24 protein-coding genes are annotated in these 20,291 nt (G+C 39.8%); 15 read left to right on the top strand and 9 right to left on the bottom strand.

The genetic code is table 11. The features are described 5' to 3' along the window. Positions 1-28 precede the first annotated feature (28 nt). A complete protein-coding gene (locus ACFX4R_RS01515) occupies positions 29-178 on the top strand; it encodes a hypothetical protein (RefSeq protein ID WP_377568391.1) in 150 nt (49 codons plus the stop codon). Positions 179-202: 24 nt separating this feature from the next. Here ACFX4R_RS01515 and spoIIP read toward each other — a convergent pair whose 3' ends face one another. Then, on the bottom strand, positions 203-1,387 hold the full coding sequence (gene spoIIP / locus ACFX4R_RS01520) for a stage II sporulation protein P (RefSeq protein WP_043978539.1): 1,185 nt from the start codon (positions 1,385-1,387) through the stop codon (positions 203-205). A 191-nt stretch (positions 1,388-1,578) separates the two neighbouring features. Here spoIIP and ACFX4R_RS01525 point away from each other — a divergent pair, with 191 nt between their 5' ends. Beyond that, a complete protein-coding gene (locus ACFX4R_RS01525) occupies positions 1,579-1,731 on the top strand; it encodes a hypothetical protein (RefSeq protein ID WP_198530635.1) in 153 nt (50 codons plus the stop codon). A 26-nt stretch (positions 1,732-1,757) separates the two neighbouring features. On the opposite strand, the gene ACFX4R_RS01530 is transcribed toward ACFX4R_RS01525, so the two are convergent. The 4 genes from ACFX4R_RS01530 to pruA form a co-directional block, all read right to left on the bottom strand. Next, positions 1,758-2,144, bottom strand: a complete 387-nt coding sequence (locus ACFX4R_RS01530; protein ID WP_377568395.1) for a VOC family protein — start codon at positions 2,142-2,144, stop codon at positions 1,758-1,760. Positions 2,145-2,440: 296 nt separating this feature from the next. Next, entirely contained in the window at positions 2,441-3,244 is an 804-nt protein-coding gene (locus ACFX4R_RS01535; RefSeq protein WP_377568398.1) for a YwqG family protein, read from the bottom strand. Positions 3,245-3,416: 172 nt separating this feature from the next. Continuing rightward, positions 3,417-4,331: a proline dehydrogenase family protein gene (locus ACFX4R_RS01540; RefSeq protein WP_043978547.1), complete on the bottom strand. Its 915-nt coding sequence runs from the start codon at positions 4,329-4,331 to the stop codon at positions 3,417-3,419. 73 nt (positions 4,332-4,404) lie between these two features. Then, entirely contained in the window at positions 4,405-5,973 is a 1,569-nt protein-coding gene (pruA, locus tag ACFX4R_RS01545) for an L-glutamate gamma-semialdehyde dehydrogenase (RefSeq protein ID WP_280560108.1), read from the bottom strand. Positions 5,974-6,506: 533 nt separating this feature from the next. Between pruA and ACFX4R_RS01550 the strand changes: the two genes are divergently transcribed. The 3 genes from ACFX4R_RS01550 (at position 6,507) to ACFX4R_RS01560 (ending at position 9,816) form a co-directional block, all read left to right on the top strand. Beyond that, on the top strand, positions 6,507-7,901 hold the full coding sequence (locus ACFX4R_RS01550; RefSeq protein ID WP_377568402.1) for an amino acid permease: 1,395 nt from the start codon (positions 6,507-6,509) through the stop codon (positions 7,899-7,901). A 40-nt stretch (positions 7,902-7,941) separates the two neighbouring features. Continuing rightward, positions 7,942-9,330 carry an amino acid permease gene (locus ACFX4R_RS01555; protein ID WP_377568405.1) on the top strand — a complete coding sequence of 463 codons (1,389 nt, stop codon included), beginning with the start codon at positions 7,942-7,944 and terminating at the stop codon, positions 9,328-9,330. Positions 9,331-9,702: 372 nt separating this feature from the next. Continuing rightward, on the top strand, positions 9,703-9,816 hold the full coding sequence (locus ACFX4R_RS01560) for a YjcZ family sporulation protein (protein WP_080781593.1): 114 nt from the start codon (positions 9,703-9,705) through the stop codon (positions 9,814-9,816). Between the two features lie 40 nt (positions 9,817-9,856). On the opposite strand, the gene ACFX4R_RS01565 is transcribed toward ACFX4R_RS01560, so the two are convergent. Next, positions 9,857-10,531 carry a hypothetical protein gene (locus ACFX4R_RS01565; protein WP_043978552.1) on the bottom strand — a complete coding sequence of 225 codons (675 nt, stop codon included), beginning with the start codon at positions 10,529-10,531 and terminating at the stop codon, positions 9,857-9,859. Between the two features lie 481 nt (positions 10,532-11,012). Here ACFX4R_RS01565 and ACFX4R_RS01570 point away from each other — a divergent pair, with 481 nt between their 5' ends. From ACFX4R_RS01570 to sigH, 3 genes are all read left to right on the top strand, one after another. Then, entirely contained in the window at positions 11,013-11,213 is a 201-nt protein-coding gene (locus ACFX4R_RS01570; RefSeq protein ID WP_013058502.1) for a cold-shock protein, read from the top strand. Positions 11,214-11,290: 77 nt separating this feature from the next. Further along, complete coding sequence (locus ACFX4R_RS01575; protein WP_162837669.1) at positions 11,291-11,446, top strand: DUF3934 family protein; 156 nt, start codon at positions 11,291-11,293, stop codon at positions 11,444-11,446. Positions 11,447-11,831: 385 nt separating this feature from the next. After that, positions 11,832-12,482 (top strand): RNA polymerase sporulation sigma factor SigH, encoded by a 651-nt coding sequence (gene sigH, locus ACFX4R_RS01580; protein WP_013058500.1) that lies wholly within the window; start codon positions 11,832-11,834, stop codon positions 12,480-12,482. A gap of 21 nt (positions 12,483-12,503) precedes the next feature. Here sigH and ACFX4R_RS01585 read toward each other — a convergent pair whose 3' ends face one another. After that, positions 12,504-12,932 carry a hypothetical protein gene (locus tag ACFX4R_RS01585; protein WP_043978555.1) on the bottom strand — a complete coding sequence of 143 codons (429 nt, stop codon included), beginning with the start codon at positions 12,930-12,932 and terminating at the stop codon, positions 12,504-12,506. 252 nt (positions 12,933-13,184) lie between these two features. Between ACFX4R_RS01585 and ACFX4R_RS01590 the strand changes: the two genes are divergently transcribed. The 3 genes from ACFX4R_RS01590 (at position 13,185) to ACFX4R_RS01600 (ending at position 16,235) form a co-directional block, all read left to right on the top strand. After that, positions 13,185-13,637 (top strand): MarR family winged helix-turn-helix transcriptional regulator, encoded by a 453-nt coding sequence (locus tag ACFX4R_RS01590; protein ID WP_013058498.1) that lies wholly within the window; start codon positions 13,185-13,187, stop codon positions 13,635-13,637. Further along, positions 13,606-14,805 carry an MFS transporter gene (locus ACFX4R_RS01595; RefSeq protein WP_043978558.1) on the top strand — a complete coding sequence of 400 codons (1,200 nt, stop codon included), beginning with the start codon at positions 13,606-13,608 and terminating at the stop codon, positions 14,803-14,805. Before ACFX4R_RS01590 ends, ACFX4R_RS01595 begins: the two co-directional genes overlap by 32 nt. A gap of 179 nt (positions 14,806-14,984) precedes the next feature. Continuing rightward, the gene (locus ACFX4R_RS01600; RefSeq protein ID WP_377568408.1) at positions 14,985-16,235 is read left to right on the top strand and encodes a C40 family peptidase; all 1,251 of its coding nucleotides are present in this window, start codon (positions 14,985-14,987) and stop codon (positions 16,233-16,235) included. Between the two features lie 38 nt (positions 16,236-16,273). Here ACFX4R_RS01600 and ACFX4R_RS01605 read toward each other — a convergent pair whose 3' ends face one another. Further along, positions 16,274-16,813 carry a DUF2199 domain-containing protein gene (locus tag ACFX4R_RS01605; protein ID WP_377568411.1) on the bottom strand — a complete coding sequence of 180 codons (540 nt, stop codon included), beginning with the start codon at positions 16,811-16,813 and terminating at the stop codon, positions 16,274-16,276. Positions 16,814-16,965: 152 nt separating this feature from the next. Between ACFX4R_RS01605 and ACFX4R_RS01610 the strand changes: the two genes are divergently transcribed. From ACFX4R_RS01610 to ACFX4R_RS01625, 4 genes are all read left to right on the top strand, one after another. Further along, a complete protein-coding gene (locus ACFX4R_RS01610; RefSeq protein ID WP_377568414.1) occupies positions 16,966-17,631 on the top strand; it encodes a sigma-70 family RNA polymerase sigma factor in 666 nt (221 codons plus the stop codon). Positions 17,632-17,660: 29 nt separating this feature from the next. After that, positions 17,661-18,242, top strand: coding sequence for an ATP-dependent Clp endopeptidase proteolytic subunit ClpP (clpP, locus tag ACFX4R_RS01615; protein WP_043978569.1), 582 nt, complete (start codon positions 17,661-17,663; stop codon positions 18,240-18,242). Between the two features lie 144 nt (positions 18,243-18,386). Next, positions 18,387-19,031 (top strand): Bax inhibitor-1/YccA family protein, encoded by a 645-nt coding sequence (locus tag ACFX4R_RS01620; protein ID WP_013058492.1) that lies wholly within the window; start codon positions 18,387-18,389, stop codon positions 19,029-19,031. Positions 19,032-19,292: 261 nt separating this feature from the next. Further along, complete coding sequence (locus ACFX4R_RS01625; RefSeq protein WP_377568417.1) at positions 19,293-19,970, top strand: hypothetical protein; 678 nt, start codon at positions 19,293-19,295, stop codon at positions 19,968-19,970. A 106-nt stretch (positions 19,971-20,076) separates the two neighbouring features. Here ACFX4R_RS01625 and ACFX4R_RS01630 read toward each other — a convergent pair whose 3' ends face one another. Then, the gene (locus tag ACFX4R_RS01630; protein WP_165575905.1) at positions 20,077-20,238 is read right to left on the bottom strand and encodes a hypothetical protein; all 162 of its coding nucleotides are present in this window, start codon (positions 20,236-20,238) and stop codon (positions 20,077-20,079) included. Positions 20,239-20,291 lie beyond the last annotated feature (53 nt).

Genomic DNA, 20,291 nt, shown 5'->3' on the forward strand with positions numbered 1-20,291 from the left:
TTAATCGTATGTAAGGAGTGAGGAATTTGTGAAAGAGTACGTTGGAATCTGCACAGTATGTCAAAAGAACGTGTACTGTTTAGAGGGATTTTTAAACGGTGTGGTTGTTGAAGGGAAGCTGGTGTGCTTTGTGTGTGAAAAAGAGGAGAAGCGTGACTCTCATAAAAACAAAAACTAGCTACCTGGGGTAGCTAGTTTTTGTTTACTGCGCATTCACTTTTTCAGCTTGCCAGTAATACTCGCTGAACACATCAGAAAAAGCTTTGACGGTATTTGTGAGTTCTTCCATATTGTTGTCGACGCCCCCTACTTCAATTAAAATGGAGCGGTCGGATAAGTCTTGATTATATAGCCCGTTATTGCCGCTTGTTTTCTTTTTGCTTAATACTCCGCGGCTAAGGCCTGGATATTTTTCCTCTAGTTTTTCATGAATCGCTTTGGCCATTTTTACGTTTTCATCAAATTTCGGGTTCGCTTCACCTAATACAATCATCATTTTAGCGTACGATTTGCCGTTGATAGCGGCCGTTGTTTTTTCTTGGCGCAGGGAATCACGATGAATATCAATTAAATAATCGACGTCTTTGTTTTGCTGAAGAGCCGTTTCCACGACGTTGCGAGACATCATATAGGCTCGTCCCGTACCCCAGCCTTTTTCATTCAGCTTTTGCGTCATATTAGTTGTATCTACTTCCGAACCGATTCCGTCTGCTTTTAATTCCATTCCTAGCATTTGACCAACGAGCGTGATGTTGGTTTTGTTATCAACGGCTTTATTTTCATTCGCTTCACCTTGCATACCAAGTAAAGGGAAATAAGATTCCCAGCTGTGCGTGTGGTAGATGTACACAACTTTTCTGTCTCCCGTACTTTGCTTGGCCTGTGCTTGAGACTGTTTTTTGCTTTCTTCGTACGTTTTGCTTTCAGCAGGATCCAAATCACGCTCCCCGGAAATGCTTTCGAGAGGAGGAGCCGATTCATGGGGAATCGTCGTATAATCCGTTCCTTCACCGGCTAATAGAATATGAGAATCAAAAATAGAAAAGCCGGGCAGTTCTGATCCAAATAGACTTCTTGTATCTGCCACGCGAATATTCGTCGCCAGCTGCAGGGCGACAGAAGAGAGAGGAGGCGGGGAGAAGTCTTCTTCAAAGGCATGAGAGAAATGATGGTTTTCCGTATGCATGAAGTAGAACAAGCTTTGGGCTTTATAATTTGATAGTGCTTGATAGACAACGTTTGAGCGCAGCGTATGCTGAAGAGTTGAATACGTGACGGTAAAAATAGCGGCTGATGTTAGAAGAACAAATAGTATAGCGATAATTAATGATTTATAAGAAAGGATCCAAAAAAGCTTTTTAGGCTTTTCAGTAAACTTGTTTTTCATAGAGTAAACCTCCTCTAATAAAATTTTGAAATCAGCGGATGAGAACTCTAAGAGGAGAATGTTATGTATCTACTATTTACTCTATTAAAAAGAAATAGAAATATGATAGAAACCATGATATTTAACACAACATAAAAAGTTTATAGTAGGGCATACTGTAAAAAAAAATGGTGCGTATTGGAGCTGGTTAGATGAGCGACTCATGGGTTTATCATCATTTTATTAATACATTTTTATTTCCTTTAACAATGTTTGGCGTGGCATTTTGTGTGCTGGGGGTGTTGCTATACATGCTGTGGAAAGAAAAGCAAAAAGAAGGACCAAAAGAAAACAAGAGCTCTTAAATAAGAGCTCTTGTTTTGTCGAACATTCAGTTAGAAAAAGGGAGATTCACTTTCTCTAAGAACTCCATTCGGTTGCCAAAAGGATCATCCACGTAAATTCTTTCGACATCGGGAATGTTTTTGTCTTCTATAAAAGAAATACCGAAGTTAGTCAGATGATCTTTGAACGCAGGGGGATTTTTAACGTGAAAGCCTGGATGCGCTTTTTTTGCGGGTGAAAAGGCAGGTTCAACACCAATATGCAGCTGATAAGAACCAAATTCAAACCACACGCCGCCGCGCTTTTTTAGACTTTCCGGCTTTTCGATTTCTGTTAAGCCAAGAACGGTTCCGAAAAAATGTCGTGCTTCGCTTTCTGAATTTGGGGGTGCAGCTAGCTGAATATGATCAATATGCGTCAGTGTAAAATTCATAAACATTCCTCCTTAAATAGTAGAGTACTAGTTAAGTTTACGTGATGTATACGTGTAAATAAATGACAAAAAGGTGATGCTTTTCATAAGAAAAACTTATTATTTTATATACATATAACACCAAATGAGGTATATTTTATTTTGTTGTTATTTAGGAGAATTGGAGATTAATATGGAATATCACTATAGTTTAAAGAAACGCTGAATGCTGCAAGAGACGAAAAAACAGGCTGAGTAGTAAATAATAATAATGTGGAAAAACGCCCTCCTAGATACTTTTCTAAGAGGGCGTTTTTTTAACAGCAGTCCCAGTTGTATAAAACATCTCTAAAGTTACGGTTGCGAAGGTCTTTTTCTTTAATAAAGAAATTGGCCACACCCGCATCACCAAACATAATATCCGCTTCGTCGTCCATGGCGAATTGAAGAAGCAGAACATCGTATGCTCGCAGCGCTTCCTCGTAGTCTCGAGGATCGCTTTGAGTGAAAAAGGCGTATCCGCCCATTTTATGATACTCGCCCGTAAGCCCATCCCAGTAGATTTCTTCCGTTTCTTCATCTTCAAATAAATCTGATTCTATATCATTATATCGATAGTCAGTAGGGGAAACGGGTTCGATTTTTATTTCAAACTGTAAGCCTACTTCTTGAGGAATAGGGAACATATCCCGGTCAATGTCTTCAAGATACGTAAAATCGGTTGTTAGCTTTTTTTCATCTGTGATTACGTCTTCATAAAAAACGACGCGAAAGTCTTTTTGAGACGTAGGATGGTCAAAATCAAGGCCGTACATATCGCCCGTGCTTTCGTTATTAGCTCCGCAAATGAAAAATTGAAGCATGCCTTGAACGGGCATATTTTCATAGGAAGGTACTTCAGAAAAATTGATTTGTGCCATCAGGAGCATCGGCTTACCTTGAGAATCAAGAGGATGATTTGCTTCTAGAGGAAGGTAAGGGTTGCCGCCAAACTTGCTTTCATATAATTTTGGACTGTTCATAACCGTATTGATGTGGATGTAAGGCTTACATGTTTTTTCGATTTCTTTTCGGTAAGGTTCTAGCTTAGGAGGCAGTTCTAATTTTGATAGAGGATTCATATGTACTCTCCTTTTTGTTTGGAATAAAAAGAACGTTTGTTCGTATTTTTATTTTACCTTAATACATACTGAAAGAGAAGAGAAATCGTATAAAAAATCCCTTTGCAGAAGCATCTACAAAGGGCACAAAGAAATGATAGCGTTTTCATTAAGGGACTTACTAAATGACTGCTTATTTAGAAAAGAATCCTTTTAAAGCAAATGCGACGTTTTGCGGTCTTTCCGCTAAGCGGCGCATAAAGTAGCCAAACCAGTCGTTGCCAAATGGAACGTATACGCGCATTGTATAGCCTTCTTTTGCAAGGCTAAGCTGCATGTCTGTGCGGAATCCGTACAGCATTTGAAATTCAAACTGCGTGCGCGGGATGTTGTTTTTGTGAGCGAACTCTTTTACTTTTGCAATAATATTATGGTCATGAGATGCAATAGCCGTGTACGTCCCGCTCAGCAAATGCTCTTCAATAATTCGCATATAGTTCTCGTCAATTTGGGCTTTGTCTTGAAACGCCACGGTTGGTGATTCTTGATACGCGCCTTTTACCAATCGAAGAGGAATACCTTTTAGCTCTTTTACGTCTTGTTCAGCGCGGAACAGGTAAGCTTGAATAACCGTTCCAACATTATCAAACGTCTCGCGAAGCTCTCGTAAAATATCTAGCGTCATTTGACAGTGGGCGTAGTCTTCCATGTCGATTCGGACGAAGTTGTCGTATTTTTTCGCCGTTTCAAGAATGCGGCGCATGTTCTCAACGCAAAAACTGCGGTCAATATCCAAACCAAGCTGCGTCATTTTGACAGATAAGTTGCACATTACACCGGCTTGCCCCATAGCTTCCAGCGTTCTGACATTGTATTGAGTTGCTTCGATAGCTTCTTCTCTGCTTGAAACAAATTCCCCTAAATGATCAAGCGTACAAACAAGTCCTTTTTCATTCAGTTCCCGTACTTTTTTGATCGCATGTTCAATTGTGTCGCCAGCTACCACTTGAGCTGCACCAAAGCGAAGACCCCATTTTTTCGCCGCTTTGTTTAGCGCTTTATTTTGGGAAGCGTGAAGAAACACATTTTTAGATACCTCTGCTAACATAAATATCTCCCCCTATAGAAAAAAATCCCTTGTTGTTTTAAGATAGAGCAGCCTAAGGCTGCTCTACTGAGTATTAAAGCGTCGTGCTTGTTGTTTTTGCTTGCAGGTGCAGAATCAAGTAATCAGGACCGCCAGCTTTTGAATCTGTTCCTGACATATTAAATCCGCCAAACGGCTGGTACCCAACGATGGCACCTGTACAACCGCGGTTGAAGTAAAGGTTTCCGACGTGGAACTCTTCTTTTGCACGTTCGATGTGCTCAGGCGTATTTGAAAGAAGGGCACCTGTTAAACCGTAGTCTGTATTATTAGCAATTTCCATCATATGATCGAAGTCGCGCGCTTTGCAGAATGCTACGACTGGGCCGAAGATTTCTTCTTGCATTAAACGTGCTTTTTCATCTACATCTGCAATGATCGTAGGCTGAATGAAGTAGCCTTTTGAATCATCTGCTTCTCCGCCCGTCATTAAACGGCCTTCTTCTTTACCGATTTCAATGTACTTTGTAATTTTGTTGAAAGAAGCCTGGTCAATAACAGGTCCCATATACGTGTTCACATCTTCAGGACTGCCCATTGTTAATGTTTTTGTCAGCGCAACTGCTTTTTCAAGAACGATATCGTATACGTCTTGGTGAACAACTGCACGAGAGCCTGCTGAACACTTTTGTCCAGAGAAGCCAAATGCTGAATATACAATAGAAGAAGCAGCTAAATCTAAATCAGCATCTTTATCTACAACGACCGTGTCTTTACCGCCCATTTCAGCAATAACGCGTTTTAGCCAGATTTGACCAGGCTGTACTTTTGCCGCGCGTTCATAGATGCGGCAGCCTACTTCACGTGAACCTGTAAATGAAACGAAGCGTGTTTTTGGGTGATCTACTAAATAGTCGCCAATTTCGCTTCCGCTTCCCGGCACGTAGTTCAGTACGCCGTCTGGAAGGCCAGCTTCTTTCATGACTTCTACAAATTTTGCTGCGATAACCGGTGTGTTGTTAGCCGGTTTTAATAGAACTGTATTTCCTGCTACGATTGCTGCTGCTGCTGTTCCAGCCATGATCGCTAACGGAAAGTTAAACGGTGAAATAATAACGCCGACACCAAGCGGAATGTAGTTAAATTTATTTTCTTCACCGTCGCGGCTCTCCACAGGCGCACCGTCTTTTAGCTGCACCATTTGGCGAGCGTAGTATTCAAGGAAGTCAATTGCTTCTGCTGTATCAGCATCTGCTTCGTTCCACGGTTTTCCGGCTTCTTTCACAAGGTAAGCTGAAAATTCATGCTTGCGGCGGCGAATAATGTCCGCTGCGCGGAAAAGAATATCTGCTCGTGCTTCAGGCGCTTCTTTTTTCCACGTATTAAAGGTAGAAAGTGCTGCTTGCATTGCTTTTTCAGCCAAGTCTTGATCTGCTTTTGACACGCGGCCGATAACCTCTGTTTTATTTGCTGGGTTAATGGACTGAATTTGATCTTCTGTTGTAATTAATTCTCCGCCAATTACAAGAGGATAGTCCTTGCCAAGCTCTGATTGTACAAGTTCCAATGCAGATTCAAATGCATCTTTGTTTTGTGCAACCGTAAAGTCTGTGAAAGGCTCGTGTTTGTATTGTTTGATTTCGTTGATATTCATTGTGTTCATTTTCATTACCCCTTTTTTTAGAAAATTTTAAACATAATTAATATTCCAACACCCTATACCTGTATTATAATCACCTTATTATCGTTTTGTACATAGTTTTTTAACAAAAATGTTCAAAAAAATTTAAAAATAAACACTTTTGTTTAAAACGCCAATGAATCTATGGTTTTTATAGTGATTTTGAACAAAACGAAAAGAAAGGAGTGTCGGTAAAGGATAAGAAAAGATGTTTTGAAGTAAAGAATTACGATAGGGGAAAGAGTTTATCGGCAGTAAATTAAAATGATCTTCCTTTCAAAAAAACAATAGACAAAGTTGTTCAATATAAATTATCATATAATTCGAAAAGTAATTTTTGTCGAATGAAGCTGTCTTTTTCGTCAAGTGAAGGCTTTATTTGAATGTACAGATAAAAGGAGGGTAGAAAAACAGCAGCTATTTGTCCACATTGTTGTAAGGGCTTACATATTTAACGCGCGATGCGAAGAACGTGTAATTCTTTAAATGACGGTTCCTATAAGGAGGATTTTAACATGAGTCATCAACCGCCTGAGTTAAGAAAAGAATTAAAAATTCGACACATAACCATGATTTCTTTAGGGGGAATCATTGGTGCCGGTTTGTTCATTGGAAGTGGATCGCTCATTAACGCAGCGGGTCCTGGTTCCATTTTTTCGTACGCGTTTGCCGGTTTGCTGGTGATTTTAGTTATGCGAATGCTGGGGGAAATGTCTACGGCTAATCCTTCAAGCGGCTCGTTCGCCACGTATGCCAGAGAAGCGCTTGGACCGTGGGCCGGCTACACAATCGGCTGGCTGTACTGGTTTTTCTGGGTAATTGTTATTGCAGTTGAAGCGATTGCGGGTTCAACGATTATTCAATATTGGTTTCCGTCTTTACCGTCTTGGGGCGTGAGTCTCATCCTGACGTTTTTATTAACGTTAACGAACTTATACTCTGTTAAATCATTTGGTGAATTTGAATACTGGTTTTCACTTATTAAAGTAGTTAGTTTAGTGCTGTTTTTACTTTTAGGAGGAGCGATCATCCTTGGTTTAATACCGGGAGTAGAGTCTCCAGGAGCGTCAAACCTTCTTCATAGAGGAGGATTTCTTCCAAATGGAATCAGCTCCGTCTTTTTAGGAGTGGCGATTGTCATGTTTTCTTTTATGGGGACAGAAATTGTCGCAACAGCGGCTGGAGAATCGGCTCAGCCTGAGCGAGCAATCACCATCGCAACAAATACCGTTATTTATCGTATTTTATTTTTTTATCTTGGGTCTATTTTAATCTTAGTAACGATCCTTCCGTGGGATTCTTCAAGCTTGATGAAAAGTCCGTTTGTTTCGATATTGGAGCTGGTAAACGTTCCGGCAGCGGCTCAAATTATGAATTTTATCGTACTGACTGCTGTTTTGTCTTGCCTAAATTCAGGTCTATACACAAGTTCTCGTATGCTGTACTCAATGGCGCAAAAAGGAGACGCGCCGCGCATGTTTTTGAAGGTGAGTAAAAAAGGCATTCCGTTTAATGCCATTGTAGGATGTACCGTGATCTCTTACATCAGCGTTGGTTTTAACTATCTTTCACCTGATAAAATCTTTTTATTTTTAGTAAACGCATCGGGAGGCGTAGCGCTTCTTGTGTACCTTGTTATTGCTTTTTCACAGCTTCGCATGAGAAAGAAATACGAAAAAGAAAAGCCGGAAGCATTAAAAATCAGAATGTGGCTGTATCCTTATTTAACGTATGGAACGATTGCGGCAATCACAAGTATCTTTATTGCGATGGCATTTATTGATTCACTTCGCACTCAGTTTTATCTCACGCTGCTGATTGCTGTATTTGTGGTATGTTCGTACTTCTTTATAAAAAAGAAAAAAGATGATAGTTCTCTATCAGGACAAGGGAATAAAAGAATTTCTTAATAGAAGAGAAAATCATCACGAGGGGCTAGGGGGAAGTGAATTGGCAAACAAAGAGTTAAAAAGAGGGCTTGAATCTCGTCATATCCAAATGATTGCTCTTGGAGGAACGATTGGGGTAGGGTTATTCATGGGTTCAGCAAGCACTATTAAATGGACGGGGCCATCCGTCCTGCTTGCGTATGCTATTTGCGGCGTTTTTATTTTCTTTATTATGCGTGCAATGGGTGAGATGCTTTATTTAGAGCCAAGTACGGGTTCGTTTGCGACATTCGGTCATAAATATATTCATCCGTTAGCGGGTTATATCACGGCTTGGAGCAACTGGTTTCAATGGGTGATTGTGGGCATGGCAGAGATTATTGCAGTCGGAGCTTATATGCAGTACTGGTTCCCGCATTTACCGGCGTGGGTTCCGGGAATTGTCGCCATGGTCATTCTTGGTGGGGCCAATTTAATTTCGGTGAAATCGTTTGGAGAGTTTGAATTTTGGTTTGCAATGATTAAAATTGTCACGATTGTTCTCATGATTATTGCCGGTCTTGGCCTTATTTTTTTCGGTCTTGGAAACGGCGGCGAAGCGCTTGGCCTGTCGAATTTGTGGGCAAACGGCGGTTTCTTTACAGGCGGATGGTCAGGCTTTTTCTTTGCCTTGTCCCTTGTTATTGCTGCCTATCAAGGAGTAGAGCTTATTGGAATTACAGCAGGAGAAGCAAAAGATCCTAAAAAAACGTTAACAAGTGCAATTCAAAGCTTAATTTGGCGTATTTTAATTTTTTATATCGGCGCCATCTTTGTGATTGTAACGGTGTATCCGTGGAACGAGCTGGATTCACTCGGCAGTCCGTTTGTTTCTACGTTCGCTAAAGTAGGAATTACAGCAGCGGCGGGCATTATCAACTTTGTTGTCATCACAGCGGCCATGTCTGGGTGCAACAGCGGAATTTTCAGTGCGGGACGTATGCTTTACACGCTAGGTGTAAACGGTCAGGCTCCAGCCTTTTTCACAAAGGTCTCTCGAAACGGTGTGCCTATTTATAGTACCGTTGCGGTGATGATTGGCTTAGCGGCGGGCGTTGTCTTAAATTATATTGCACCGCCAAACGTTTTCGTGTACGTGTACAGTGCGAGCGTGCTTCCAGGTATGATTCCGTGGTTTGTGATTCTCATCAGTCAAATTCGTTTTCGAAAAGCAAAAGGAGCGGCGATGGATCAACATCCGTTTAAAATGCCTTTTGCTCCTGTGACGAACTACGTAACCATCGCGTTTTTACTTATGGTGCTTGTAGGCATGTGGTTTAATGATGAAACGCGCATATCGCTGATTGTTGGCATTATCTTTTTAGCTACTGTTGTGCTGAGCTACTATGTATTAGGTATCGGTAAGCGTACGAAAGTAAGGTCTTCTGAAAGACGTAAGCTAGTGAAATAAATGATTTTGTAAGAGAGGCTGAAAAGCATTTTAGTTTAAGGAGAAGATCCGAACGATGAATGTAACGCGTTCGGATTTTCTTATTGATATGGTGAACGTAAGTTTCAGCTTATGGATCTCATTTCTTCGTCTTTAGATTGAATTAATTTTGTATGTCTTAATCTCTTTTGGACAGAAAAGAAGAACCGAAATCAGCGCTTTTCTTAGGCTGTTTTCTTCTTTTATTAATGAGGTGCATGGCAAGAAGGAAAAAGAAAAAAGAAAAAACCAGAGTCAAAAGGGCGTGTTCAGGCATAAGATAATCCAACTCAAGCGAAATGCAAGCGGCATTTTTCTTGAGGAAAGAGTAACTAAAGAAAAGGAAGTGTTCGTATGTCTGGAAACGCTGGATGTGGATATGGATCTGGTTTTGCTTTATTAGTTGTATTATTTATTTTATTAGTGATCATCGGCTGCAGCTGCTACGGCGGAGGCTTTGGCTGGTAATTCACTCATTTAAAAAGCCCTATAAGGGCTTTTTCTATGCTTATAAATAACGTTTTTTTCCGTTTTGATAAATGTTGACGTGAAAGCCATTCATTTCCCCGATATAGAGTTCAGAGGGTAAATCAGCTACTTGGATAGATGAAGTAATTTCTACAGTTTGATACCCCTTTGATTCTAGCGTAACGGTATGAAGTTTAGGCTTATTCATCATTTGTAAAAAAGGCTGTTCATCTTCAAAAAAAGCGCGCTTATCGATTGCTACTTCAAACGTAACAGGCTTTGAACGGTTATTTTCAAAGGAAAGCTTGCAATTTCCCGTTAATATGGTTTCTCTTTTATTAGTCTCGAATGTGCAGTTGCTGTTTTCAGCATCGTAAGAAACAGCATACATTCCTGACAACACGGTCTTTTGCATGACTTCAATCATACACCCAGGGCCAGAAGTAACGATGAATGCAGCTAAAATTGTTAATTTTAAACGATGACGGTTTAAACTTTTATAAAGTAAAAAAAGACTTATTAAAAGCATGATTGCCCACGCATTGTTAGCATAATAGAATCCCGTCATTGTTTCTTCATCTCCATAGAGGGGAAGACCTAAAAAAGAAAAGACAGAATGACTGAGCGGCGTTGAATTAGGAAAAGGGATGTTTAAAATAAAAACAGCTAGTAAAAAGGTGAGTCCTTTTATCAAAAGTGATCGTTCACGAATCATGTTGTTCCTCCTTAGCTATAAATCACGTATCATTATATACTATTATTATCTTATTTTGTAATTAATGGTTATTTTATTGTGTGGGTGGAAAGAGAGTAGAAAGTAAATTGAAAAAAAATGTGCATGTCCATTTATAAGGGGCATAGTTCTTAGAAAACAGGATATGAAATATTTATTTTTGTGGAGATCATACATATTGCTGAATGAAAAAGCCTTATGACGCATCACCGTTCAGAAATGTTAGTAGCCTCAAAGCTGCCCCGTAGGCTTTTAGCAGATACATAATTAGGATAAAGCCTGTCTTAGAACAGAAACTTGCTATTTCTAAATTGATATGTTACACTAAAGTTAATTATTTTTGTTCGGTATGAAATTGAAAGAAGAGAAATATTCTTCAATAGAAATTTTTATCTGGAAATAGTACGATTGAGCAAGGGTAGTAATATATGCGTGGATTAATTCCACCACTGGAGGAAATAGTATGACTGAAGGTACAGTAAAATGGTTTAATGCAGAAAAAGGTTTCGGTTTCATCGAAATTGAAGGCGGAGAAGATGTATTCGTACATTTCAGCGCAATTCAAGGCGACGGATTCAAATCTTTAGACGAAGGTCAAAAAGTGACTTTCGACATCGAGCAAGGTCAACGCGGTGCACAAGCTGCTAACGTTGTAAAAGCATAATTTTATGCAATCCAAAAAAGACTCCGACTTTGGACGGGGTCTTTTTTTATTGTAGCAAACACGCAGGTAACGGAGGAATACGTATGAGTAAAGCAAAAGGTAAAGGCGGCACGGGGCGAGGCACCGGCAAAAAAGGGTGGAACCGCTGGCAGGCGAGTGCAAAAAAGAAGAAAAATGCAAAGCCTTATAAAAGCAAGGGAACAAAAAATGCTGATAAGCCGGAAGGCAACTAATCCTATATGCGCAGTATCATCTGCAACTTCGACTTACTCTGCTTGAGTAAGTTTATTTCATATGGAATTATTTTTTTATTGCTTTTTTGACAGATTGCTGTCACTATATGAAATAATAAAGTGATTTGTGTGAATTTTCTATAAAAATTGATTTTTTTTGCAACCACTTTCATATTTCGACAACCTTTTTGATTTTTATCGGTTATACTTCTTTATAATAGATTATAGAAAGATGCAGGGGAGCATAAAGTGAGAGAGGAAAGCGACAGTTTACTCTGTACGCTTTTTACGTTTCTGGACCGTATTGCAGTAGCGTCGTAACAAGTAGATCATGCATCAGTTTAGAACACATCAAAACTCAACTAAGTGTAACGGGGGGATATGAGTGAGCGTAGGCATCGTAATTGAAAAAGTTCAAAATTATGCTATGTTAGAAGATCATGTTTTGGTTGAAATGGTTCACAGCGGAGATGAAAAATCATTGGAGTATTTAATCAACAAGTATCAAAATCTTGTGAGGGGGAAAGCAAGAAAATACTTTTTGATTGGTGCTGAAAAAGAAGATATTGTCCAAGAAGGAATGATTGGACTGTACAAAGCAATTCGCGACTTTAACGAAGACAAGCTAACATCTTTTAAAGGGTTTGCGGAGTTATGTATCACAAGACAAATCATTACGGCGATTAAAACGGCTACTCGTCAAAAGCACGGTCCGTTAAATTCGTACATTTCATTGGACAAGCCTCTGTATGATGAAGAATCAAATTATACGCTGATGGATATGATTCCTGGCGATCAAATTGCTAATCCGGAAGCGGTGCTGATTCATCAAGAAAAAGTGGAAGACCGCGAGTTAAAAATTGCGGAAACACTTAGTGAATTGGAAAGAAAAGCATTGACGCTGTATATGGACGGCCATTCATACGCTGAAATTTCGAAAGAATTAAATACGCACGTCAAGTCAATTGACAACGCGCTGCAGCGTATCAAAAGAAAGTTAGGTCGAGACGTAGAAAGCAGACAAGCTATTTCATAATGGGTAAAAAACAGCCGGACCTCAAAGGGGTTTCGGCTCTTTTTCACGGTCTTTTAAAATGTCTTGAATAATTTCAATATGAACAGAAGCCCACGATTGTTCACGGAAATGAAGAAACACGCTTGGAATGAGAATAAAAACATACAGCACCACAAAAATGATCCAAAGCCAGCTGCCGTCTTTAAATAAAAATTGCTGCAGCCGCTGCGAAAATAAAAAAAAGAGCCAAGGCAAAGCAGAAACAAGGATGGGAATGACGCCGGAGCCGTTTTTTTCTTTAGTCATCCGGTAATACACTTTTCGCAAAATAGCGCTGTCTAGCGTAAGGTAAAGCTGCCGGATTTCTTCCATTTCCGCTAATTCATCAATTTCTTCTGCGTTTTGGTTTTGATCAGCTGCTTTTTTCAGTTTAAGGTAGACTTTATGAGCATCGCCGCGCAGTGAAAACATATACCAGCCTCCCGCGTATTGTTTCGTCTTCTTTAACAGAGTTTGCAGGAGCATGTAAATATATACAAAAAGTTTCGTGATACGAAAGAATAAGAAAAAAGAAGTGAAAGCGTAAATCATTAGTAGAAAGTAAGAGAAAACAGCTGATTTTCGCCCTTTTTAGCCGCCTTTACACATCAAGTAGCAGCACATATACTAATAAAAGAACAATTAGTTACCTAGGTAAATAAAATGAAAGGTGAGGTGGGAAAAGTGAATAACTTGGTGTTTCATGAGCTTCATCAAAAGTCGAGATTGTCTATTAAAGAAGTAAATGAAGTGTTAAAAGCGTACGGGCTATACAGCTCGCAGTATTCAATTTTATTTTGTTTAAAGCGATTCGGCTCGATGACGCAAACGGAGATTTGGCAGTATTTAAATGTCGAAGCGCCAACGGTGACCCGCACGTTAACAAGGCTTGAAAAAAGCGGATGGATCGTTCGAAAAGCAGGCAGTGATAAACGAGAGCGCATCGTTTATTTATCTCCTCAAGCGAAGAAAAAACTTCCGGAAATTCAGCAAGAAATTGAACGTTTGGAAGAAAATTTGCTGATTGCTTTATCCGACAGCGAACAAGATCAGCTTATTTCGTTATTAAAGAAAATTTGTAAATCTACAGAAAAGGGTGAAATGAATGACGAACCAGCAGGAGCCAATCTGGACTAAAAGCTTTATCAGCATTGCGATTACCAACTTTTTTATTTTTGTCGTGTTTTATGCATTGCTGACGCTGCTGCCGATTTATGTATTAGACGCCTTAGAAGGCACGAGTACGCAGGCAGGGCTTGTTGTTACTATCTTTTTATTATCTGCGATTATTGTTAGACCATTTTCAGGGAAAGTCATTGAAAACATTGGAAAGAAAAAAACGCTCGTATTTAGTACCCTCATTTTTGCGCTTTCTTCCTTCTTATATATGTTCATCCACCATTTTAACGTGCTTTTATTACTGCGCTTCTTTCAAGGGATTTCATTCAGCTTAGCAACAACCGTCACCGGAGCGATTGCAGCGGATTTAGTTCCCGCTAGACGACGAGGAGAAGGACTTGGCTACTTCGGAATGTCAATGAACTTAGCCGTTGTTGCAGGGCCGTTTTTAGCACTAACGCTTCATCAATACATGGCATACAACATTATTTTCTTTGTATTTGGTGTGATTATGCTCGTTGGCTGGCTGTGTGGAATGATGGTCAAAAATCTTCAAGAAAACGCTGCTCCGTCAGTGAAGAAATCATTTTCACTGAGCGATTTGTTTGAAAAGAAATCCATGCCGATTTCATCTGTAGGTATTCTCGTTTCTTTTTCGTATGCAAGCATTATTTCTTTTATTTCTGTGTACGCACAGTCGCTTGGATTGATTAAAACAGCAAGCTTTTTCTTTGTCGTGTTCGCAGCTGCGATGCTGATTTCACGACCGTTTACAGGAAGATTATTTGATAAATCTGGCCCAAACATTGTGATTATTCCATCATGTATTGTCTTTGCGATTGGTCTATTTAGCTTAAGCCTCACACATTCTTCTTGGATGCTGCTGTTTTCAGGTGCATTAGTAGGACTAGGCTATGGAACGCTTCTTCCTAGTTTCCAAACGCTTGCGATTCAAGCGGCGCCTGCTCACCGAAGCGCATATGCAACTGCCACGTTCTTTACGTTTTATGATAGCGGTATTGCGGTTGGTTCATTTGTATTAGGAATTGCAGCAGGTGCTTTAGGATATTCAAAACTGTACTTTGCGCTTGGTATTTTTGTTCTTTTGATTACACTTTACTACAAGTGGATTGCAAATTTACGTCAAAAACAAAAAGCAGCAAATATCCAGGTGGGCATGAAATAAAAAAGCTCGGCGTAATATGCGCCGAGTTTTTTTCTGGATTTTTTACAGGACTTTGGAAGGGAATCATATTTAAGTCAAAAGGTACTAGCCAATTCCTATCCATCTGCACCATACTTTAACAGAGGAACCATTTACATATAAAACTTCTTGGATGAAATAAAAAACAAAGGAGAACAAACATGAAAGTAATGAAACCTCTTATGGTCACAGCGCTAGGGCTTAGTCTTGCCACTTTTTATGAAGGCGCTTTTCCTGCAGAAAAAGCTGTGCAAGTACAGGCTGCTACAGATGAAAATGTGATTGCTGACAAAGCAAAAACGTATGAAGGAGCGGATTATACGTCTGGAGGAGCGACGCTAAGCGAAGGGTTTGACAGCTCTGGCTTCGTTCAATATGTGTTTAAGCAAGCGCTCGATACAACGCTGCCTCGTTCTGTGAAAGAACAGTCAGGGCTTGGAACAGACGTCGATAAAAACGAGCTGCAAGCGGGCGATGTATTGTTTTTTGACACCAATGAAAACGGTGAAGTGAACGTAGCTGCTATTTATATCGGAGACGATGAGATGATTTATGCATCTTCTTCAGACGGAAAAGTCGTGGTGAAAAACATTTCAAGCAGCGCGTATTGGTCATCACATTTCGCCAAAGCAAAGCGCATTACAGGAGCACCGGAAATTGCAAAAGATAATGAAGTTATTGCAGAAGCGCTAAAACATCTCGGCACACCATATGTATTTGGAGGCGAGTCGCCAACGGACGGTTTTGATTGTTCCGCATTTGTTGCATATGTATTTCAACACGCATCGGACGTCTACCTTCCGAGATCAACCGATCAGCAGTGGCAAGTTGGAGAAGAAGTTGCTCGCGCAAATTTAAAGCCAGGAGACGTTATCTTTTTTAAAGACACGTATCGTGAAGGGATTTCACACGTCGGTATCTACGCAGGCGGCAATCAGTTTATTCATGCCAAGCGCAGCGAAAATGTGACGGTTGATTATCTGACAAGCAGCTACTGGACGTCTAAGTACGCAGGAGCAAGGCGCTACGATGACTTATCGCTGTCAAAAGACAACCCATTTGTGACCGAATCTCTTAAATATGTAGGAGAAGTACCTTATGCACAAGGTGGGACAAGTCCTTCTACAGGCTTTGATACGGCTGGTTTTGTTCAATACATTTATAAAGAAGCAGCTGGAAAAGACATTCCGCGCTATGCGAGTCAGCAGTGGGAAGCAGGAGAAACCATTTCACAATCTGACTTGAAGCCGGGAGATCTCGTCTTTTTTGAAGGAAGTTCACTTATTCCATCTATCTATATTGGAAATGACTATGTCGTTCACGTATCCACATCTGAGGGCGTGAAAATTACAAACTATAAAGTAGACAGCTACTGGGCTCCTAAATACTACGGAGCAAAGCGCATGCCATAAAGGTAAAAACCAAGACAGTCTGGGGCTGTCTTGGTTTTTTAATAGGTAGTCAATTGTTTTTGTATGTCTTTGATTCGCTCTAGCGTTACCCCTTCCCGCTGCTCGACGGCTAAAGGGTGATTCGTTGGCTCTAACTCGATGAGTGGTCTTGTTCCAACAGATCTTGTATGCACATTTGTTTTTAAATTTAACGTTTCCGGATAGCCTGGAATTGAAACTGAAAACCAGCCGAAATAAGGCGGTTCATTTTCTCTTTTGTCACTTTCCCATAAATCGATCATGCGGCGGAAATTTTCTTCGCTTAAAGAAACCCATATGTTCCAAGTGAAAAATTCTTCTTCATTAAAAACAGGAATTTCAACACAGCCTCTTACGAAAAAATGTTCTTGATTCATGATACAAATCTCTGAATATAGTTCAAAGTCGTTTTGTCTTTCATCGTCTGACGCGTCATAATAGTAAAAAGGAGCTTCACTTGTATAGCTCATAGGCAAAGCAGGCTGAGGGTGTTCACAGGTTAAGTCTTTATAGTGAAGTTTGTTCGTTTTCTTCTTGCCGTATAGTTTTCTTCTTCGCATATTATTTTACACTCCTCAGATAAAAGTATCCTCATTATAATACAAAAAAATGACTGTTTAAGCGTATAATGTGTAAAAAAGTTTGATACCCCGTATCTTTTGAACTTCCTTCAATCGTTTAGTAAATAGAGAGTGCAAAAGGAGTGAAAATCATGTCACATTCAAAAAAAATTGAAACACAAACAGAAAGCTTTGACGATGCATGCTGGAACGAGCATTATCCAAAATTGCAGAAGTACTGCCGTTTTTTAACGCAAAATGCGTGGGACGGAGACGATATTGCCCAAGAAACGTTTTTAAAAGCTCAGCGATATAAAGGTGAAGAGCACAAGCTGTCTTCCGCGCTGTTAAATAAAATTGCGTATCACCACTGGATTGATCTGCTGAGAAAACGAAAGCGTGAAGTAATAGCTGAAGAAAAAGGTTTGGAGCAGCAGGCCGACAAGCAGGCGTTTGATAGTAAGGAACACTCGGTCGAGCTGCTGCTTAGTCAGTTTACGCCGAAGCAAGCGGTTATCTTTTTCTTAAAAGAAGGATTCCGCTATCAGCTGAAAGAAATCGCTTCGATTTTACAAACGTCAGAAACAGCGGTGAAAAGCAATTTACATCGTGCTAAGCAGCGGTTAGAAAAAGGCGGTGAGCCGTTTTCTACAGATTCTTTTTGGGATGAAAAAGAACGAAAAGAGCTGTCAGAACTGTTTTATAAAACGTTAGAAACGCAGGATCCAGTACTTTTGATTCAGGCTTTGCCTTCCTTAAAAAGCATCATCCAAAAGCCGACGTATACTCCAACTTGCACTCTCTGCATGGCTGCATAGCCGTATTACGTGTGATAAGGAGGATATATATGAGCACGATTCCATATGTAATTGAACAAAGCAACCGAGGTGAACGTTCGTATGATATTTATTCGAGGCTGTTAAAAGATCGAATTATTTTAATTGGTGATGAAATCAATGATCATATTGCCAACAGCGTGGTCGCGCAGCTGCTGTTTCTTGCGGCAGATGATCCTAAAAAAGATATTTCACTTTATATTAACAGCCCCGGAGGTTCGACTTCAGCAGGGTTTGCGATTTATGATACGATGCAGTATATCAAGCCAGATGTTCAAACGATTTGCACGGGCATGGCCGCTTCTTTTGGCGCACTGCTTCTCCTAGCAGGAGCAAAAGGAAAGCGCTATGCACTGCCGAATAGTGAAGTTATGATTCATCAGCCGCTAGGAGGGGCTAGAGGACAGGCGACTGAAATTGAAATTAGCGCTCGCCGAATTTTAAAGCTCAAGCAGCATATTAATGAAATCATATCAACACGAACGGGACAGCCGGTTGAAAAAGTGGCACATGATACGGAACGAGATTATTTTATGAGTGCTGAAGAAGCAAAGACTTACGGAATTATTGACGGTATTCTGTTGCCAAAATAAAGAGATACCAAGTAAGCATAGACGGCAGCGTCTATGCTTACTTTCTATAAAAATAAGAAAAAAGACCTTAGTATTATCTTTATTTTTCTTGAAAAGGTAGGTATTATATAAAATATAACAGATTTTAGAAAGAAGGTTTTACACATGCAAGAAGTAATTGGAGTAGAGCAGCGGTCTCTGTTTCAAAAAGTATTAGTAACATTTATTTTTTCGTTATTTATTTCCACAGTTGGCTTATACGTAGGTCAATATGTGCCGCCGGCTTATTTTATTCCATTAGCGATTGCTGAGCTTGTGATGCTGGTTGCGGCATTTATGTTACGAAAGAAAAAAAGCGTAGGATACGGTTTTACATATGCGTTTTCATTTATATCAGGCATCACGCTCTTTCCCATTGTTAGCCACTATGCGTCAGTAGCGGGAGCACAAGTCGTTCTTTATGCGTTTGGAAGCACGTTCGTTATTTTTACGGTGATGGGTGTAATTGGCGCAAAAACGAAAAAAGATTTAGGATTTTTAGGCAGCTTTTTATTAGTAGCGCTGTTAGCACTAGTCTGTATCAGCATTTTCTCGTTGTTTAGTCCATTAACAACGCCTGGACTCATGGCATTCTCAGTGATTGGTACCATCGTTTTCTCGCTTTACGTGCTGTATGATTTTAACAAAATGAAGCACGGTGAAATCACGGAAGAGCTTGTTCCGATTTTGGCACTGTCTTTGTATTTAGATTTTATTAATCTATTCATCAACTTGCTTCGCTTTTTCGGTATTTTAGGAAGCGATGATTAATAAGACCTGTTGTCACAACAGGTTTTTTCTTTTTGCTTACGGTATTTCTGAAACGAAAATACGCTGTCAACAACGCCGGTGCTGATGATTACATACGTATTCATGAAATCCTCCTTATAAAAGTGTTAGTGTTATGTCTGCGAGATAAAGAAAGGATATGCGAATCTAAAATAAGTTCGTTTAGTGGTGCGAGTCTTTGAAAAAATGGTAGTATAGAGCAGGTACATAGCGAACGTAAATTTTTTGGAAGGATGCATGTTAGTGGTGAATTTTAACGAGTTTTTTACCATTTCTTCGTATGAAGTAATGGAGCATTTGAGTCGAAAAGAAAACGGAAAGAATATAGATGAATATGAAGTGATGTTGTATAACGAAAACGTCAGTCAAACAGAAAATGTGATGATTAAGTTTAAAAAGGTGAGCGATGAAATAGCAGTGGAAAAGGTCCAAACGTTCTCTTACTTTGATCAGCAGAGTCCCAAACATCCCTGTAAGATTTGCGGCAGTGAAGTGATGGTAAAAGAGAACAGCACTGAAGAACTAAATGTTTACACACATAATTGTTCATTTAACTATGAAGAAATAGAGTGCTGTTTAAGAGAACTAGTACAAAATGAACTTTTACAGGATAGATTTACTCAAGAAGAATTCGACCGGAACTATGGAGTTAACTATCGTGATGACGCTAACCAGCAATACAGCTTTTACGATGCCCAGCAACGAAATACTTTTTATACCATCTTTAACGATAGTGTTTATCACACTTCTTACGCAGGACCACAAGAGCTCCGCTGCAAGTTTTGCGGGATGGATGAAGAGCTGCTTGTTGTAGACGGAGCTTTCTATCAAAAATGCGCTGTGCTAACTCCACATACAAATCAAATTATTAATATGATTGAAGCAAGAAAACAAAACGAACCAGACGTAACAAAACGTTGAGGAGAGAAAAGGGACCGAAGTCTCAGAAGAACATAAAAAAAGAAGCTTCCTTTTGAGCGAAAGGAAGCTTATCAAGTTTGTACCTATAGGGTTGAGTGGTGCATAATTAAATAGCTACCGGAATAACTGATGAATCATTAAAGTAAACAACTTCTGAAAGAATGGTGCAGCCTTTCAGATTTTTGAGCTGAGAAAGGGCTTCTTCTTTGCTATCAAACTCGTACATTCTCATTTCACCTTTTCCTACATAACACGTAATTACATACATTTTAGAAGTACCTCCACCTATCATTTATCAATTTATTAATAAAGAGCCATAAC

The organism is Priestia sp. YIM B13490 (genome assembly GCF_042787735.1).
Classification (GTDB): domain Bacteria; phylum Bacillota; class Bacilli; order Bacillales; family Bacillaceae_H; genus Priestia; species Priestia megaterium.